The sequence below is a fragment of the Enterococcus sp. DIV0175 genome (assembly GCF_050529075.1).
In the GTDB taxonomy this organism is placed as follows: domain Bacteria; phylum Bacillota; class Bacilli; order Lactobacillales; family Enterococcaceae; genus Enterococcus_B; species Enterococcus_B thailandicus.
Genome location: NZ_CP172880.1, coordinates 167,500 through 186,101 on the forward strand (window position 1 = coordinate 167,500; position 18,602 = coordinate 186,101).

19 protein-coding genes are annotated in these 18,602 nt (G+C 36.9%); 15 read left to right on the forward strand and 4 right to left on the reverse strand.

What is annotated here, in order from left to right:
- Window positions 1-160: 160 nt before the first annotated feature.
- The 4 genes from rpsO to IGJ76_RS00900 all read left to right on the forward strand — a co-directional run bounded on the left by rpsO (window position 161) and on the right by IGJ76_RS00900 (window position 5,398).
- Entirely contained in the window at window positions 161-430 is a 270-nt protein-coding gene (rpsO, locus tag IGJ76_RS00885; RefSeq protein WP_010734375.1) for a 30S ribosomal protein S15, read from the forward strand.
- A gap of 184 nt (window positions 431-614) precedes the next feature.
- A complete protein-coding gene (gene pnp, locus IGJ76_RS00890; RefSeq protein WP_067483400.1) occupies window positions 615-2,738 on the forward strand; it encodes a polyribonucleotide nucleotidyltransferase in 2,124 nt (707 codons plus the stop codon).
- A 175-nt stretch (window positions 2,739-2,913) separates the two neighbouring features.
- Window positions 2,914-3,168 (forward strand): GlsB/YeaQ/YmgE family stress response membrane protein, encoded by a 255-nt coding sequence (locus IGJ76_RS00895; RefSeq protein WP_067483398.1) that lies wholly within the window; start codon window positions 2,914-2,916, stop codon window positions 3,166-3,168.
- A gap of 283 nt (window positions 3,169-3,451) precedes the next feature.
- Window positions 3,452-5,398 (forward strand): KUP/HAK/KT family potassium transporter, encoded by a 1,947-nt coding sequence (locus IGJ76_RS00900; RefSeq protein WP_086271069.1) that lies wholly within the window; start codon window positions 3,452-3,454, stop codon window positions 5,396-5,398.
- A gap of 39 nt (window positions 5,399-5,437) precedes the next feature.
- On the opposite strand, the gene IGJ76_RS00905 is transcribed toward IGJ76_RS00900, so the two are convergent.
- From IGJ76_RS00905 to IGJ76_RS00915, 3 genes are all read right to left on the reverse strand, one after another.
- A complete protein-coding gene (locus IGJ76_RS00905; protein WP_284591124.1) occupies window positions 5,438-6,802 on the reverse strand; it encodes an MATE family efflux transporter in 1,365 nt (454 codons plus the stop codon).
- Window positions 6,803-6,959: 157 nt separating this feature from the next.
- Window positions 6,960-7,283 (reverse strand): DUF960 domain-containing protein, encoded by a 324-nt coding sequence (locus IGJ76_RS00910; protein WP_067483392.1) that lies wholly within the window; start codon window positions 7,281-7,283, stop codon window positions 6,960-6,962.
- A 439-nt stretch (window positions 7,284-7,722) separates the two neighbouring features.
- Window positions 7,723-8,334, reverse strand: a complete 612-nt coding sequence (locus IGJ76_RS00915) for a 50S ribosomal protein L25/general stress protein Ctc (RefSeq protein WP_067483390.1) — start codon at window positions 8,332-8,334, stop codon at window positions 7,723-7,725.
- Window positions 8,335-8,653: 319 nt separating this feature from the next.
- On the opposite strand from IGJ76_RS00915, the gene IGJ76_RS00920 reads away from it, so the two are divergent.
- The 11 genes from IGJ76_RS00920 (at window position 8,654) to IGJ76_RS00970 (ending at window position 17,915) form a co-directional block, all read left to right on the forward strand.
- Window positions 8,654-9,370 (forward strand): 16S rRNA pseudouridine(516) synthase, encoded by a 717-nt coding sequence (locus IGJ76_RS00920; RefSeq protein WP_067483388.1) that lies wholly within the window; start codon window positions 8,654-8,656, stop codon window positions 9,368-9,370.
- Window positions 9,371-9,387: 17 nt separating this feature from the next.
- Entirely contained in the window at window positions 9,388-10,083 is a 696-nt protein-coding gene (locus IGJ76_RS00925) for a YjjG family noncanonical pyrimidine nucleotidase (protein ID WP_067483386.1), read from the forward strand.
- An 84-nt stretch (window positions 10,084-10,167) separates the two neighbouring features.
- Entirely contained in the window at window positions 10,168-10,797 is a 630-nt protein-coding gene (gene udk, locus IGJ76_RS00930) for a uridine kinase (protein WP_067483384.1), read from the forward strand.
- Between the two features lie 151 nt (window positions 10,798-10,948).
- Entirely contained in the window at window positions 10,949-11,548 is a 600-nt protein-coding gene (locus tag IGJ76_RS00935; protein ID WP_075491322.1) for a TVP38/TMEM64 family protein, read from the forward strand.
- Window positions 11,549-11,603: 55 nt separating this feature from the next.
- Window positions 11,604-12,098, forward strand: coding sequence for a GNAT family N-acetyltransferase (locus IGJ76_RS00940; RefSeq protein ID WP_071868727.1), 495 nt, complete (start codon window positions 11,604-11,606; stop codon window positions 12,096-12,098).
- Window positions 12,099-12,430: 332 nt separating this feature from the next.
- Complete coding sequence (locus IGJ76_RS00945; protein ID WP_075491323.1) at window positions 12,431-13,804, forward strand: hypothetical protein; 1,374 nt, start codon at window positions 12,431-12,433, stop codon at window positions 13,802-13,804.
- A complete protein-coding gene (locus IGJ76_RS00950) occupies window positions 13,788-14,237 on the forward strand; it encodes a YaiI/YqxD family protein (RefSeq protein ID WP_430596676.1) in 450 nt (149 codons plus the stop codon). Before IGJ76_RS00945 ends, IGJ76_RS00950 begins: the two co-directional genes overlap by 17 nt.
- Window positions 14,238-14,497: 260 nt before the next feature.
- The gene (locus IGJ76_RS00955; RefSeq protein ID WP_067483374.1) at window positions 14,498-15,574 is read left to right on the forward strand and encodes a D-alanine--D-alanine ligase; all 1,077 of its coding nucleotides are present in this window, start codon (window positions 14,498-14,500) and stop codon (window positions 15,572-15,574) included.
- A 117-nt stretch (window positions 15,575-15,691) separates the two neighbouring features.
- Window positions 15,692-17,041, forward strand: a complete 1,350-nt coding sequence (locus IGJ76_RS00960) for a UDP-N-acetylmuramoyl-tripeptide--D-alanyl-D-alanine ligase (RefSeq protein WP_430596677.1) — start codon at window positions 15,692-15,694, stop codon at window positions 17,039-17,041.
- Window positions 17,042-17,178: 137 nt separating this feature from the next.
- Window positions 17,179-17,652 (forward strand): DUF2975 domain-containing protein, encoded by a 474-nt coding sequence (locus IGJ76_RS00965; RefSeq protein ID WP_413124061.1) that lies wholly within the window; start codon window positions 17,179-17,181, stop codon window positions 17,650-17,652.
- A 53-nt stretch (window positions 17,653-17,705) separates the two neighbouring features.
- Window positions 17,706-17,915 carry a helix-turn-helix domain-containing protein gene (locus IGJ76_RS00970; RefSeq protein ID WP_067483366.1) on the forward strand — a complete coding sequence of 70 codons (210 nt, stop codon included), beginning with the start codon at window positions 17,706-17,708 and terminating at the stop codon, window positions 17,913-17,915.
- A gap of 37 nt (window positions 17,916-17,952) precedes the next feature.
- Here the strand turns inward: IGJ76_RS00970 and IGJ76_RS00975 are convergent, their stop codons facing one another.
- Complete coding sequence (locus IGJ76_RS00975) at window positions 17,953-18,243, reverse strand: hypothetical protein (protein ID WP_430596678.1); 291 nt, start codon at window positions 18,241-18,243, stop codon at window positions 17,953-17,955.
- Window positions 18,244-18,602 lie beyond the last annotated feature (359 nt).

An 18,602-nucleotide genomic window follows, 5' to 3' on the forward strand; every position in this document is an offset into this window, starting at 1 on the left:
TGTTTGAAAACTATTCTTTCTTAATGATTCTTTACTTGATTTATAGCATCATTTCAGGTAAAGTATAGCTGTGTGTTTAAGCACGCGTCCTGTCACTTGGTTAAGCGAATCACCAACGTTTTACTCAGTCGCAGGGAAATATTCGAAAGAGGTGGAAACAATGGCAATTTCAAAAGAACGTAAAAACGAAATCATTAAAGACTATGCACGCCATGAAGGAGATACTGGTTCTCCAGAAGTACAAATCGCTGTATTAACTGAAGAAATCAATCACTTGAATGAACATGCACGTGTTCACAAAAAAGATCACCATTCATACCGTGGCTTGATGAAAAAAGTTGGTCACCGTCGTAACTTGTTAGCTTACTTACGTAAAACTGACGTTCAACGTTACCGCGAATTAATCCAACGTCTAGGTCTACGTCGTTAATTTAATTTAAAGAGAGTGAGGTTCACATGAATCTCACTTTTTTTACTGTGAAACCAAAAGAATCTGTGATTAAGCATGATGGACTCCTACTAACCAAATGAAAGTTGCTAACTCGCCAAAAAGGATTGGCGGTTTTCATTTGTTTAGTAGCGTCTTGCTTTCACGAAATGGAAAAGGAGAAGTTATGTCAGAAAAACAAGTATTTAAAATGACATGGGGAGGCCGTCCCTTAGAAGTAGAAGTCGGTCAATTAGCAAAACAAGCGAATGGAGCTGTTTTAGTTCGTTATGGTGACACTGTAGTATTAAGTGCAGCAGTTTCTTCTAAAGAAGCAAAAGATACAGATTTCTTCCCATTAACAATCAACTATGAAGAAAAAATGTATGCGGCTGGTAAAATCCCTGGTGGTTTCATCAAACGTGAAGGTCGTCCAAGCACAGAAGCAACATTGACTGCACGCTTGATTGATCGCCCAATCCGTCCAATGTTTGCGGAAGGCTTCCGTAATGAAGTTCAAGTGACAAACATCGTAATGAGTGTTGAAACAGATTGTTCACCAGCCATGGCTGCTATGCTAGGTTCATCTTTAGCATTATCAATTTCTGATATTCCTTTTGATGGCCCAATCGCAGGTGTTGAAGTTGGTCGTGTAAATGGCGAGTATGTCTTGAACCCAACTGTTGAACAAGCAGAACAAACGGATATCGAGCTATCTGTTGCAGGAACAAAACAAGCGATTAACATGGTTGAAAGTGGCGCTAAAGAAGTTTCTGAAGAAGATATGCTAGGTGCATTGCTTTTTGGATTTGATGCAATCAAAGAATTAGTTGCTTTCCAAGAAGAAATCGTTCAAGCTGTCGGCAAAGAAAAAATGGAAGTTACTTTATTGCAAGTAGATGCAGATCTTAAAAACGAAATTTTTGCTGCTTCATACGAAACAATGAAAACTGCCGTTATGACGGAAGAAAAACTTGCACGAGAAGACAATATCGAACAAGTAAAAATTGATATTCGTGAAGCATACGCTGAAAAATTTGCCGATCACGAAGATGAAGCACATCTAGCTAAAGAAGTGAAACAAATTACAGAAGATCTAGAAAAAGATGTTGTTCGTGAATTAATCACGATTGACAAAATTCGTCCAGATGGTCGTAAATTAGATGAAATTCGTCCACTTGCTTCAGAAGTTGGCTTATTACCACGTGTCCATGGTTCAGGTTTATTTACTCGTGGACAAACGCAAGCATTATCTGCTTGTACACTTGCGCCGTTAGGAGAACATCAAATCATTGATGGCTTAGGGGTTGAAGTGAGCAAACGATTCATTCATCATTATAATTTCCCACAATTTTCTGTTGGTTCAACTGGTCGCGCAGGCTCACCAGGTCGTCGCGAAATTGGACATGGGGCTTTAGGTGAACGTGCATTGGCACAAGTTATTCCTGCTGAGGAAGACTTCCCTTATACAATTCGTTTAGTAGCAGAAGTTTTAGAATCAAATGGTTCTTCTTCTCAAGCAAGTATCTGTGCAGGTACATTAGCATTGATGGATGCAGGTGTTCCAATTAAAGCGCCTGTTGCTGGTATTGCAATGGGACTTGTTTCTGATGGCGAAAACTACACAATCTTAACTGATATCCAAGGGCTAGAAGATCACCTTGGCGACATGGACTTTAAAGTTGCTGGAACAAAAGACGGAATCACTGCCTTACAAATGGATATCAAAATTCAAGGGATCACTGAACAAATTCTAAAAGAAGCATTGGCTCAAGCAAAACAAGCGCGTATGGAAATCTTAGAAGAATTGACTTCAACGATTGCTGCACCACGTGAAGAGTTAAGCCAATACGCACCGAAAATCGAAATGATTCAAATTGAACCTTCTAAGATCAAAGATGTGATTGGTAAAGGTGGCGACACGATTAACGGAATCATCGAAGAAACAGGTGTTAAAATTGATATTGATCAAGATGGTAAAGTAAGTATTGCTTCCGCTGATTCAGAAATGATCAAAAAAGCCATTAAGATCATCGAAGATCTTACAAAAGAAGTAAAAGTTGGCGAAGTTTACTTAGGTAAAGTTGTCCGAATTGAAAAATTTGGCGCATTCGTTAACTTGATTAAAGGAAAAGATGGCTTGGTTCATATTTCTCAATTAGCAAACGAACGTGTCAACAACGTTGAAGATGTCGTTAAACTTGGTGACGAAGTTCTTGTGAAAGTAACAGAAATCGACAAACAAGGTCGTGTAAACTTATCTAGAAAAGTTTTGTTGAACGACGATGAAGCTTCAAAAGAAACGAAATAAAAACTGATTCATTAAAAGCTGAAAGCGAGACATTATAAATGTTTCTGCTTTCAGCTTTTTTATGTGAGAAAACAGAAATCGCCGGTAGAATTTTTACTGAAAAAAGCTTATCCATTGGTAAGACTAACTAAATAAGCGTAAAATCAAGTATATAAAGACTGAAGGAGGACGCGACATGTTAAGCTTTTTGGGTGCGCTTGTTGTTGGTAGCGTATTAGGAATGATTGCCGGAGCGATTTTGGGAAAAGATGTTCCCGGTGGCTGTACAGGAAATATTGTCGTTGGTGCTCTGGGTAGCTGGTTGGGTGAATTGATTTTAGGTGAATTTGGTCCAGTAATTATAGACGTTTATTTAATTCCAGCTTTGCTTGGCGCAATTTTGTGCTTAGTCATTTATTACTTCATTATTGAGCGGTTATTTCGCAGTTGAATCACTTACTAAAAGTGGTTGACACGTAGGATGTTTCCTAAGATAATGAGAAGAAGTTTAGGAAATAAACGATAAAAAATAATGATTTTAGGTTACTAGCGTAGCAAAGATATCGCTGGTTTGATGCTTTTTATCAGATTCAAGTGATAGTTGTTTTGGCTGTTGCTTGAATCTTTTTTTTATTTTGTTTTCTAAATGCTAATTTGGGGACAGAAATGAGGGAGAAAAGTTGACAACAAAAAAGAATGTCAAAAAATTGTCAGCTGCAGGTCTTTTAGTAGCAATGGGTGTGGTTTACGGTGATATCGGAACTAGTCCATTGTATGTAATGAAGGCAATTGTAGGTGATAACGGGGGACTGCAAGGAATAAATCCTGACTTTGTCATTGGCGCAGTTTCACTAATTTTTTGGACATTGACTTTATTAACAACGATTAAATACGTTGTGATTGCACTAAATGCGGATAACCATGGAGAAGGTGGTATCTTTTCTTTGTATACTTTAGTGAGAAAAGGTGGCAAGTATTTAATTATTCCAGCAATGATAGGTGGAGCGGCATTACTTGCTGACGGTGTCTTAACGCCGGCAGTAACAGTTACAACCGCAATTGAAGGATTAAGAGGTATACCGCTGTTTTTTGAACGGTTTGGAAATGATCAAACAATTATCGTAATCATTACTTTAGTGATCATCTTGACTTTATTTATGGTTCAGCGCTTTGGTTCTGAATTAGTTGGGAAAGCATTTGGCCCAATCATGTTCTTATGGTTTACTTTTTTGGGCGTGATGGGTGTCATGAACTTTAGTCAAGACTGGACAGTTGTGCGTGCAATCAATCCTTATTACGCAATTCAGTTATTACTTAGTCCAGATAATCGGCTAGGTTTATTTATTTTAGGAAATGTTTTCTTGGCAACAACTGGGGCAGAGGCATTGTATTCAGATTTAGGTCATGTTGGTAAACTAAATATTCGTTTGAGCTGGCCATATGTCAAGCTTTGCCTGATGTTGAATTATTTTGGACAAGCAGCTTGGTTAATCAACGTGTATCAAAATCCAGAAATTCAAAAAATTGAAAATCTGAATCCATTTTTCCAAATGATGCCAAATAGTTTAACTGGTTTTGGCGTTGTATTTGCTACAATTGCTGCGGTGATCGCTTCACAAGCATTGATTTCAGGTTCGTTTACGTTAGTCTCTGAAGCAATCAAATTGAAACTATTACCAAGATTGAAAATTATGTACCCCGGAAGCAGTATTGGTCAAATGTACATTCCAGCAGTGAACTTTATGCTATGGCTGGCTTGTTCGATTATCGTGATTACTTTTAGAACATCACATCGTATGGAAGCAGCATATGGGTTATCAATTACGGTTACGATGTTGATGACGACAGCACTACTTTATTTTTATTTGATTCAAAGTGGACATAGTCATTGGTTAGCGCATCTTGTAACATTTTTCTTTGGAGCGATTGAGATAGTTTTCTTTTTATCAAGTATTGTGAAATTTTTCCATGGTGGTTTTGTGGCAGTTTTGATTGCGTTACTTATTTTGACTGTCATGTTTATTTGGGAAAGAGGAAATATTATTCGAGAGTCAGTGGCTGAAGATGTTCCACTTCGCGAATATATTCCTCAGTTAGCACAATTGAGAAAAGATACGTCGTTACCTGTTTATCAAACAAACGTCGTCTTTTTGGTACCTAACATGGAAGACGATCAGATTGGGAAACAATTTGTTTATTCGATTTTAGATAAGCGACCAAAGCGTGCGGGTGTCTATTGGTTTGTGCATGTAGAAGTTACGGATGAGCCTTATACTAAAGAGTATCAAATCGAAATGATGGATACTGATTTCATTGTTCAAGTAAAACTGTTCCTTGGTTTTCGTGTAGAGCAGGAAATCAATGTTTATATTCGTCAAATCATTCACGATTTGATGAAGGAAGGCCGATTACCGAAACAACCACAACGTTATTCACTCACACCAGGCAGAGAAGTGGGCGATTTCCAATTTATTTTGATTGATGAAGTTTTGTCGAATGTCACATCATTAAGCAAGTGGGATCGACAAATTATGCAAGCAAAATTAGCTATCAAAAAATACACGACGTCACCAGAAACATGGTTTGGTTTAGAATATAGTGAAGTCAAACATGAAACAGTCCCATTATTTATTGGACATACACGTAAGACTTGGTTGAAAGAACGAAAAGAAAACGAGTAAAAAGGTTGGGACAAAATTTTGTCCCAACCTTTTTTGTTTCTATGCTTCTAAAGTACGCTCTAATTGTTGTTGCTCATCCAATTTTCGTAGCTTTTTGATTGCTTTGAAATAAGAATAAAGTAATACGGCAACAGAACCAATCCATGCTAAAGGTGAAGCCGCAGCAGCACCAGGATAGCCCCACAAAGCTGTTAGAAAAATGGCTGCGAATGAACGCATAATAAGCTCCATAATCCCAGCAATTGTTGGAATCTTACTTTGACCAAGTCCTTGCAACGTGTAGCGTAAAATAAATAAAATGGCTAGTATCCAGTAAAGCGAACCATTAATATTAAAATAAATTTGTGCTAACTCAAACACACGCGTCTCGCTGGCATCGACGAATAGGTGGACAAAAGAGTGACCAAAGATAATAACGACTGCTCCTGCAATGATACTAAAGCCACCACTCATCAGGAGACACTGCTTCACCCCTTTTAATATGCGGCCATATTCTTTGGCACCATAGTTTTGGGCAGTAAATGTCGCCATTGTGATTCCAAAAGACATCATTGGTTGCGTAGCGAATTGATCAATCCGACCTGCTGCGGCTTGAGCGGCAACAACATCTGTCCCTAAACTATTGAGAGCTGATTGTAAAATGATTGCCCCAATAGCGATGATTGATGCTTGAAAGGCCATGGGTAACGAAATATTTAAATGAGTACGAATTTCTTTTTTATCAAAAACAAAATCTTTTTTGCGTAATTGAAGTAACGGAATCTTTCTTTTGATATAAATCAAGCAAAGCAAGCTCGACGCAACTTGAGCAATCACTGTTGCAATACCAGCACCTTCTACGTCCATGCCGAAGTGAATAATAAAAACTAAATCTAAAATAACATTGATAATCACAGCGATAATCAGGAAAAAGAGAGGTGTACGACTGTCACCCAATGCACGAATGACATTTGATAATAAATTGAAGCTCATGGATGCGAAAATCCCCATTAAGATGATTGAAATAAATGCTTGGGCTTGATCAATGATTTCTGGAGGAGTTTGCATGAGCTGTAACATCGGACGAATGAATAAGAGACTGAGAACGGTTAAAATGATTGTAACGACGAGACTAATGATGATGCTGGTAGCAAAACTTTTCTTTAGACCACGATAATCTTGGGCACCAAAACGTTGAGCCGTAATAATTGCTAAACCTGCTGTTAGCCCTTGAGCAAAACCAATAATCAAAAAAGTTAAGCTTCCGGTTGAACCAACAGCAGCTAAGGCATTCTTTCCTAAAGTTTGACCTACAATGATCATGTCGACCATATTGTAAAATTGTTGGAAAATATTCCCAATCAAGAGGGGAATCGTAAAAATAAAAATTAGTTTCGCTGGATTCCCTTTGGTTAATTCACGCATCTGTACAACTCCTATTCGTAACATATTTAGTTAGTAGTATAGAGTTTTTATCGTGGAAATACTATAAAAAATTCGTGAAAATAAAAAAAGCTAAGGCTTGGAATTTTCTCCAAGTTCTCAGCTTTCTTTTTTCATTAAAACCTAAACTATTTTTAGACTAGTATTGTTTGATTTCGCTAGGTAAAAGAATCGTTTCTCTTGTACCATCATCATAAGCATAAACTTGTGTAGGAAACTGACTAGAATATGCAAAAGGCAAATCAATGTCCATCTCAACAGAACTTCCTGGTTGAGAAAAGTGCATAGTTACTTTTCCATGATTGTTAACAATATCAAAGGCAAGGATATTGTCTAACGGAATAACTCCTTTGAGGTCTAAGTCAATAATAAACCAGATACTGTCGATCAATTCACCGGGCATACTCGATACTACACCGACAGAGGCATAACGATTGCGTTCGCTGTCAAAACTTTCAAACATCTGTTTAACCTCCTTTGTTTCTTCAATCCTTCTATTAAATAGTATAAGACAAATTGAAAAAACTTGCTTTTGTGAGGATTTATTCTAATAAAGATTAGTTAAAAATGCAACAATAAGTAGTCAGTTTGTCTTAAAGGATCTTTTTTTTAATGATTTTTAAAAAAGTAGAGGAGGTCGGACGTGTTACGTCGACCTCCTCCGAAATGTGTGTATTGTTCAAAGTAATCTTCAAAATAAGTCTAAATTTCACAAAAATTTGAGAAGTGATTTCTGGAAATTTATTTTTATTTATTGGAGTTGAACATTTCTTTTATAACCTCATACACGGTGTCCCCAAAACAACTCCTCAAGATAGCTGGCACTCACTACAAAATATGAAAAGCTATTTTGAGTGATTACTCACTAGCTTGTCGGAGCTGGCCGTTTGGAGCCACAACCTTTATTCTTCAGTTGAACCAATTACTTCTGGTTCGCTTGCTTCAGCTGGTTCAGCTTCTTCTTCCACTTGTGCTTCGACAACTGCTGCAATTTGTTCTTCTCCATCAGTAATCACTGCGTAGTCTTTGTTTGCAGGAAGGTCAGCAACTGTAATTGAGTCACCGATATTCAAATCAGTTACATCAACTTCGATGCGTTCTGGTAATTTATCTGGTGTAGCTGAAACAATTACTGTATACAAGTTTTGAGCTAATACACCACCAGATTTAACACCAGCAGATTCACCCACAAGAACAACTTCTGTTTCAACTTCGGTATCTTCTGTCATGTTGACAGATAAAAATTCAACGTGTTCAAAATGATTGTTGAATGTATTTGTTTGAACTTTATGAACTAAAGTGTTCACTTTTTTGCCGTCAACGTCCATGGTAATAACTGTGTTAGCACCATTTTCACGCAACATTTTGCTGAAAATTTGTCCATCAAATGAAATAGGGGTACTTTCCATTTGGTAGCCATAAACCACTGCAGGCACCTTTCCTTCGTGACGCAATTGATTTCTTAATGAACGGGGACGTACTGCTCTTTTACTTACTTCTAATGATACTGACATAACCTAAATTCCTCCTTAAAATGTGATTGTCTTAGGTCATAAGACAAGTTTTATTTAAGTGAATTTGCATGGCTAATCTCTTGCACATTATTGGGTTGTGCGTTTGAAAAACGCAAAAAGACAGATGCGTACATCTGTCTAAGGAAAGTTATGATTCAACTTTTCTCCACCAGGTCATTACGCTGTGTATGAGAAATCCGATTCACTTTACCTATTAACCGTAGCGCGAATCAAAAGTTAAGTCAAGGGATAAGGTGTTTGTTCATTTGCAAGCGACTGATTTCAAGTTATAATGCTTTTTAGTAAGAAAGGAACTTGTATGCGATTAGATAAATTGATTGAGAAAGAATTACAAACAACGAGAAAAGAAATGAAACGCTTGTTTACGACGAAAAAAGTCAAGGTAGACGGCGTAGTCGAATTTCAAGAAAATCGGAATGTCGATAGTTTATTGCACGAAATTGAAGTAGCGGGCGAGCGATTGCAAACAAATGAAGTGTATTATCTTTTGAATAAACCAAGTGGTGTCGTAACTGCTGTGAAAGATCCAAATAAGGTAACAGTCATCGACTTGATTGCATCGGCAGATCAGCAACCGTCACTTTATCCTGTTGGCAGGCTAGATCGAGACACGACAGGATTATTACTGCTGACATCCAATGGTCAACTGGGTTATGAATTACTTTTGCCTGATAAAAAAGTAGAAAAAACATATCAGGTTACGGTAAATGCTAAATTAGGTGCAGAAGATATTCGTGCTTTTGCTTCAGGAATTCGTTTTGCAGATGGAACAAAGTGTCAACCAGCGACATTAACAATTAGTTGTGCTACTTCAAAAGGAAGTCAGGCATTCCTGACGATTCAAGAAGGAAAATTTCACCAAGTGAAGAAAATGTTTTTGGCGCAAGGGAAAAAGGTGAGTGCATTGACCCGAATTTCAATGGGCCCTTTGACGTTAGATGAACAATTAGCACCAGGCGCTTACCGTGCGCTGACATTGACTGAGCTACGACAACTGAGCAATTATTTTAAATGAGAGAGGAAGGCAATTAAATGAAATATACCACTTTATTATTTGATGTAGATGATACTTTATTGGATTTTCAAAAAACAGAAGAACGTGCGCTCAATGAATTATTCGCTGAACAAGGCATTACGCTTACGCCAGAAGTAAAAACGAGTTATAAAGCATTGAATCATCATCTATGGCAAGAATTTGAAAAGGGAAACATGACGAGAGAAGAAGTAACAGGAAATCGTTTTGGCTTGTTGTTCCAACAATTTGGTCAAACGGTGGATGGTCCTCAAATGGAAGCAAGATATCGTCATTATTTGAATCAAGGTCATGATTTAGTAGCAGGCAGTCGAGAGCTGATTCATTCTTTGGCACCAAAAGCGGATCTTTATATTGTAACGAATGGCGTCTCACAAACGCAGTATCAACGTTTAACGGATGCTGAATTATTGCCTTATTTCAAAAAAATTTTTGTTTCTGAAGATGTAGGCGCACAAAAACCGATGAAAGAATTTTTTGATTATGTGTTTGATCGAATTCCAGAGTTGGATCGAGAAAAAACTGTAATTATTGGTGATTCACTAACCTCAGATATCCAAGGAGGTAATCAAGCTGGGATTGATACGATTTGGTTCAATAAAAATCAATTACCAGAAAGCGAGAAGATCACACCGACTTACCGAATTGATTCGTTAGCTGAAATTTATACTATTTTAGAGAATGGAAATGAATAATTTTCAGAAAAATCGTAGCATTTTCATATTTTTCCGCTATAATAGATAGGAATGAAAAATAGGATATGAAAGAGGTTTTAGTTAATGACAAAAAGCAAGCCAATTATCATTGGTGTGACGGGCGGATCAGGAAGTGGCAAAACGAGCGTCAGTCGTGCGATTTTTAGTAATTTCCCAGATCACTCGATCATGATGCTTGAACAAGATTCGTATTATAAAGATCAAAGTCATCTTAGTTTTGAAGAACGATTGAACACGAACTATGATCACCCATTTGCTTTTGATAACGACTTACTAATTGAGCATGTCGAAAAATTATTGAATTATGAAGCCATTGAAAAACCCGTGTACGACTACGTAGAACATACTAGAAGTCAAGTAACGATTGTTGAAGAGCCAAAAGAAGTCATTATTCTTGAAGGAATTTTGATTTTGGAAGATGAACGTTTACGTGAGTTGATGGATATAAAATTGTATGTTGATACGGATGATGACATTCGCATTATTCGCCGCATCAAACGAGACATGGAAGAACGAGGCCGCACGTTGGATTCTGTTATTGAACAATATTTAACGGTAGTGAAACCGATGTATCATCAATTCATTGAACCTACTAAACGGTATGCGGATATTATTGTTCCAGAAGGTGGCGAAAACCACGTAGCAATTGATTTAATCAATACAAAAGTAGCTAGCTTCTTAAACCATAATTAAGTAAGACTTTTTAATACACAGCAGTTGACTGAATCAACATTTCCGGTTGGGTTTTGACTAGAAGATTCAGCAGCTGCTTTTTTCTGTGGAACTTTTTTCTAAAAACGTAGGTATAGGAAAAAACAAAATTTAAAAGAGATGGAGACCTGCTATGGAAAATTATCGATCAACGATTCGGCGAATCTTTCAAATTTTACCTATAATTGGTTTTAGCTTATTTTTCATACTTGCCATCTATGCGTATCGCCATGGAATTTTTCAATCAACGGATTCGTTACAAGTATTTATTCAACAATTTGGTCAATATGCGGTATTGATTTTTATTTTGTTACAGATTATCCAAGTAATCATTCCCATTTTGCCTGGTGGTATTTCATCTGTTGTAGGGATGCTGATGTTTGGCACTGGGTGGGGCTTAGTTTATAGCTACATTGGATTAGTAATCGGTGAAGCACTTGGCTTTTTACTTGTGCGTTACTACGGCGTAAGCTTCGTTCAATTGATTTTATCACCAAAAAAATATCAAAAATTTGATCAATTATTGACTGCACATACCCAAAACATCCGCCGTTTTTTGATTTGGACGTTGATTTTACCTTTTGCACCAGACGATCTCGTTTGCTTAGTAGCCGGCTTAACAAAAATGTCTTTTCGTGAATACATGCGAATTATTTTGATTTTAAAGCCGTGGTCAGTGGGAATATATGGACTTATGATGCTTTATTTATTTAGAAAAGCACAAGGTTTGTAGCATTTGTTTTTTCATGGAATAATAGCAACAACCTGTACGGAAAGGAAGTTAGTCAATGTTAGAAAAAAAGCGTGTGACAACAGAAGAAGAGCTTGATCAGCTTTTACCAATCATTCATGATGTTTGGCAAGAAGCGTTTGTGCCAATTATTGGTCAAGCACAAGTGGACTACATGCTAGCCACTTATCAATCAAAAGAACAAATTCAAAAAGAATTAGGCAATGATGTGTATTATTTTTTATTAATAAAAGATGATCAACCTGTTGGATACACAGCCTATGAAAAATTTGAGTCTAGCATTTACTTAAGCAAATTATATTTATTGGCGAGTGTGCGTGGTCAAGGGCTAACTTCAGCCGTTTTCGATTGGTACGAAGAACTTGCCAAAAAAGAAAAAGTCTCCGAAATTTTTTTGCGTGTGAATCAAGATAACCTCCATGCAATAGATGTTTATAAGCACCAAGGCTTTCAGTTGGAGGAAGAATTAATCTCAGATATTGGCGAAGGTTTTCAAATGGTTGACTATAAAATGAAAAAAGAACTCGCATAACAGTGTAACTTGTGATAAAGTAGTCACATGCGACGGGTCGAGAAGGTCTCTGGTTTACAGAGTACCTAATTGATTTTGGAGGCACGCGATGATTTTCATCACCTACCGGATGTAGGCAGTGTCGGGTAAGACTTTTGTGGAGAAGGGCTTATCTACTTGATTATTCAAGTACCAGTTGAGGCACGACATTTTGTCGTGCCTCTTTTTTTTAATCAAGATTATTTTGGGTGTGATCAGAGGTTGATAAGATTGGTTTGTCCACTCTTTAATGATAAACTTGAACTAACTAAAGGTCGACAAACTTGTCATTGACCATTCGAGGAGTTTTGATTATGTTAGACAGACTGAAACAATTTGGTCGTAATTTTACTGAGACAACCCCTTTTATTTTGAGTAATACGGTGATTTTTATTCCGTATCTTTTATTTTTGAGTTTGAATAACGGTTACAATTGGGCAACCGTTTTGCCATTTACTTTGTTTTATACGTTCCGAATGACTGGTTTGTTTTTGATTCGGGGAATTCATGCTGGTTTAGATAGTTACACTTTGCTGATGATCTCACTTTTGGTTGGAGGTGCAGGTTCACTGCTTGGCTTGTTCGGGTTATTGTCGTTCCCTTTGTTTTATCTTTCGGCGATTTGCCTAGGGCTTAGTGCTGCTTGGCTCGTTCCCGCAAATGTCACTGTTAACTTCCATGAAAAACAACAGGGATTCATCAATATTAAAGGCAAAAAATATATTTATGCGTTAATTATGCTGGCACTTCTTTATGAAGTTGTTCGCTTACCAATGCCTTTACAATTAGCAGCAACACTAGGTTTTTATACGTTGCTTTACGTGATGGCTTATCACACAGTCAAACATTACCCACGTTATGAGTTAGATTTTAAAGACGTGCAAAGAAATTTGATTGAAAAAAAGGAATTAATTTTATTTTTTGGCTTTTTTATTTCTCTTTTTTTGTTGCGAACTGCGCGACTATTGATGGATACGGTATTATTTGATGTTGCTCTTTTCAGTATCTTATTGTTGTATATTTTGATTACGTTCTACTTAAGCCGAAAGAAGCAGACATGGGTATTACCTAGTTGGCTGAATTTATTGACGTTTTTAGATGGAATGCTTGGCAATTTTTTATTTTTATTCGGCACTTTTTATCTAGGAATCATTGCTGGCTTTAATCAATTAGCTACGACGCTCTATTTTCCATATATCGTTGGGCTGATTTTGGCAAAGATAGTCGGTCCAGTTGTAACAAAAAAATTACCTGAAGATTATTCGATTGCTAGTTATTGCTTAGGACTACTTGTTTCATTTGGCGTATTATTTAGCCCCAATGCTTTCTCAATTGGCATCCTTTTACTGAGTTTGGTACATACGTTACTTGGTAGTCACTTAAATCAATTGTATGAGCAGTTGGAAGAAATTTTGCCAGATCAACGTTTAATCGTGAAGTATACGACGCAAAATAAAGGGAGTTTGACCCATCAATTTTTCTTGATGGGTGTCCTACTTTTCTTAACGAAACAGTTGGGGCAGCCTATTCGTTTCTTACTACGAATGACAGGTACCATGAGGCAATCTGCTGAAAGTATTCAACTAGTAGAGCAGGCAAAGTGGTTTAACCTAAGTGTGCTGATTCTGCTGACAGTTATTGTTTATTATTTATGGAAGGAAGCGAAAAAGAATGCGACTATTCATTGATGGAGATGGTTCACCAGTCAAAGATGATGCGATTCAAGTAGCACGAGCTTTTAATCTAGAAGTCGTAATTGTAACGAGCGTGGATCACTATACGACGAAAGAATATCCGGAAAATGTGCGCTTTGTTTATGTTGATCGTGGTGCAGACAGTGCAGATTATAAAATTGTTGGCTTAATCCATGCAGGGGACTTTTTAGTGACACAAGATTATGGATTGGCTTCTCTAGTATTAGCTAAAGGTGTTCGTGTATTTCACCAAATAGGTAAAGAGTTTGATGAAACAAATATAGATACTTTATTAGAACAACGTTATCACAGTAGCAAATTAAGGAAGGCGGGTCTGCGAACAAAAGGACCAAAACCATTTACGCAAAAAGAACATGAAGATTTTTTGTCCGCGTTAACTAATGCAATGAAAGAGTTACGCAAATAAAAATTTCTTTTTTGTACGAATTTTTTTAATGTTAATTGAATAAAATAAAAAAGATCAAGTTGAAAGATTACTTGGTCTTTTTCTTTTGCTTTAAGCAAGGAAGAAAAGAAAAAATTTTTTCAAAGGAGTTTACCGTGAAAAAAAGTTGTGAATGATTTTTGTCGCACTTTTTTACAAATAAGTTGGTCGATTATTTTCATTTTGTGCTAAAATATGGAGGTAAATCACTGAATGATTTGAAAATACAGGAGGACAATCTTTTGAAGATTACTTTACTATATGGTGGACGTAGTGCAGAACACGACGTATCTATTCTTTCGGCGTTTTCTGTTTTAAATGCCATTTATTACGCATATTATCAAGTTCAACTCGTTTTTATTAGCAAAGATGGACAGTGGGTCAAGGGCCCATTATTAACAGAAAAACCTGATAACAAAGAATTATTACATTTGACATGGGATCCAAGTGGAAAAGTAACAGAAGGATTCACTGGGAAAGTCATTAACCCAGGTGAAATCAAAGAAGAAGGAACAATCGTTTTTCCAGTCCTGCATGGTCCGAATGGAGAAGATGGAACGATTCAAGGATTTTTGGAAACGTTAAATCTGCCTTATGTTGGTGCAGGCGTACTGACAAGTGCTTGTGCAATGGATAAAATTATGACGAAGTACATTTTACAGGCTGCGGGTGTTCCACAAGTTCCTTATGTACCCGTATTAAAAAATCAATGGAAAGAAAATCCGAAAAAGATTTTTGATCAATGTGAAGGTTCCCTGTTGTATCCAATGTTTGTTAAACCAGCAAATATGGGTTCAAGTGTTGGAATTACAAAGGCTGAAAATCGTGAAGAGCTTCAAAATGCGTTGGAAACAGCTTATCAATTTGATTCTCGTGCAATCGTTGAACAAGGAATTGAAGCGCGTGAAATTGAAGTAGCTGTTTTAGGTAATGAAGATGTGCGAACAACTTTACCTGGAGAAATCGTGAAAGATGTTGCTTTTTATGACTATGATGCAAAATACATTGATAATAAAATAGAAATGAAAATTCCTGCTGAAGTACCTGAAGAAGTACATCAAAAAGCACAGGAATATGCAAAATTGGCTTACACAATGCTTGGTGGAAGTGGCTTAAGCCGTTGTGACTTCTTCTTGACAAGTAAAAATGAGTTGTTCTTAAACGAATTAAACTCAATGCCGGGATTCACTGAATTCAGTATGTATCCTTTATTATGGGAAAACATGGGATTAAAATATGGTGACTTAATTGAAGAACTGATTCAATTAGGAATGAACCGCTATGAACAAAGACAAGGCTTTTTTGAAGCACACGAATAAAAAAGAAGGGGTGTGACAATGATTGTCGCAACCCCTTTTTATGAATAGACAGGCATTTCAGAAAGGAGTAACTGGTTTGTTTTTTCTGGAGTGACCTCTTCTGAGGAGAGAAAATACATGAAGGTAACAAGTCAAGAAATTGCAGAGGCACTTTCAAGTCATTGCGAGAAGAGCGTTGAAATCACAAATGTTGAATTTGATAGTCGAAAAGTCACTGAAGGTAGTTTGTTCGTACCACTTGCGGGTGCGCGTGATGGCCATGAGTTTATTCAACAAGCCATTGAAAATGGAGCAACAGCCACTTTCTGGAGTTGGGACATGGCTCAAGCACCTACAGAAATTTCAGTGATTCCAGTCGAAGACACATTGAAGGCAATGCAGGCACTTTCAAAATATTATTTAGCAAAAGTTGGCGCAGAAGTAATTGCAGTTACAGGAAGTAACGGAAAAACAACAACGAAAGATTTGACCGCTTCCGTTTTAGCACAACGATATCGGACGTATAAAACGCAAGGAAACTATAACAACAATATTGGTTTACCGTACACTATTTTGCATATGCCGGAAGAAACAGAAAAATTGGTCTTAGAAATGGGAATGGATCATGCTAATGAGATCACGGAGTTATCTCAAATGGCACAGCCAAAAGTTGCTGCAATCACTATGATTGGAGAAGCCCATATTGAAAATCTTGGTTCTCGTGAAGGGATTGCAAAAGCAAAAATGGAAATCGTTGATGGTTTGCCGAAGAAAGGTCTATTGATCATTCCAGCGAATGAGCCATTATTGAAACCACTAAGTCAGAATTTGTCACAAGAAGTAACAACATTTGGGCTTGCTGAGGGTGACGTGCGAGGCGAGGTAACAAGGGAAGAAAAAACAGCTACGACATTTACAGTTGCAGGCGAATCATTCACGATACCTTTACCAGGAAGTTACAATGTAACGAATGCGTTGATTGCTTATACCGTTGGTCGCTTCTTTGGTTTATCCATTGAAGAAATTCGTCAAGGCTTTTCGACAGTTGCAATAACGCAAAATCGAACGGAATGGTTAACAGCTGGAAATGGAGCAGCGATTTTGAGCGATGTTTATAATGCAAATCCAACAGCGATGGGATTAGTCTTAGAAACTTTCCAAAAATTACCAACGAATGGTCGCCGTTTTGCGGTTCTTGCTGACATGTTAGAACTTGGTCCGGACTCTCCAACAATGCATGCCCAAATGAGTGAGCATATCGATCCTGATAAATTCGCGGGAATCTTTTTATATGGTAGTCAAATGGAAAATTTACGTGATGCCCTACAAGTAAGTGGTGAACTACCTGTTTTTTATTTTGAAAAGGATAAGCAAGCTTTAATTCAAGAAATTGAAACACAATTGGAAGCAGAAGACAGTATTGTTTTAAAAGGAAGTAATGGAATGGGCTTGTATGAAGTAGTTGAAAGATTACAAAAGCTCAACTAAATTTAGTAATAGCAAGGGTACGAGAAATCGTACTCTTTTTTGTTTAAAATTTTATTGTTTTTCAATATGTACATATTGTTTTACGATATAGAGAACGTTATACTATTTTTATCTTAAAGGTAGGGGAGATTGTATTTATGAAACCAAAAACAACTTTTTTAAAATTTATTTTAGCAGGTTTAGTGGCATTTATTCTGTTTCTCAGCTTTTTACTAACCATGGGACTACTGTTTTCAATCAATGAGCATTCCGTGTTTCCAGAGCAAGTACTTGCCAGCATCTCACTTTATTTGTCAGCGATTGCTTCCCTTTTAATCATTTATTACATGTATCGAATGTTAAGTTTAGTGGATAATGATCGTGCATTCTCGGTGATGAGCTTGATTTACGTTCGGGCAATTTTTCGTTTAACAATCATGGAATTTATCGTACTTATAGGGACTGTACCTTTTGTTTATTATATTGCAGACAATGATGATGCACCAGGCGTGATGATTATTGGCTTGGGTATGTTGATTATTCCACTAGCAGTAGCGACCTTCGTTTCGATTATCGAAAAGCTTCTTAAAAATGCAATTGAGTTGAAGTTAGATTATGAGTTGACTATTTAACCAACAGAGAATGAGTATTCGATTTCTTAACCAGACTGAAGAGGTGAACAAAAATGATAAAAGTGAATCTTGATATTATGTTAGTCAAACGTAATATGAGTGTTACAGAATTGGCTGAGCGTGTCGGAATCACCCAAGCAAACATGTCTATTTTAAAAACAGGTAAAGCAAAAGCAATTCGATTTTCGACTCTTGAAAAAATTTGTCAGGTATTGTCATGCCAACCTGCTGACTTATTGGAATATGTTGACGAAACATCGTAGAGATATTGCATGCCAATAAAAAAGCTTCTAGAAAATTCTAGAAGCCTGAGAGATAACCAAATTGGTTCAACAAAAAGATAACTAGCGCAGCTAAATTACCTAGAAAAGATAGAATAATCAGTGCAAAAGGAATCGTCCAAATCGTGTACCAGCCGCCATCATAACTTGGGTGAGAACGTCTACCTTTGTAACTAAGCAAAGGAATTAATGTTAAGCCAAAAAGAATTAATTGGAAAAAAATCGCTAAAGACAATGAATAAGTATGGTTCGTAATAGCAGAGTGATTGAAAAATGTACCAATACCTGTCAAAAGTGCGAGAACTAGCATAAATTAGATCTCCTTTCAGTTTTTTATGAATTATAACAAAAAAAGAAGTAAAGAAGTTTATTTCTCTTGTAGCAGAACTAGTTTTGTAAAAAGATTGTTCTTGCTTGAAATAAAAACTGGAAACTTGCAGAAAACAAGTTACTATGGTAGAATAACCTATTGCCGAAAGATGAAGATAAATTGGACTGACTTTGAATGTCGTTACATCCGGAGATCAGATGTCATAACAATGATAAAGCTGAACGTGACCCGTTTGGCTTTTCTAATGCCTAACTAAACTTCGCAAAGTGATTTTTCGGTGGTGTCACAGCGGCTCTGCGCATAAATAGTTATAGTGGCCACTGTCAAAAAGAGAACGA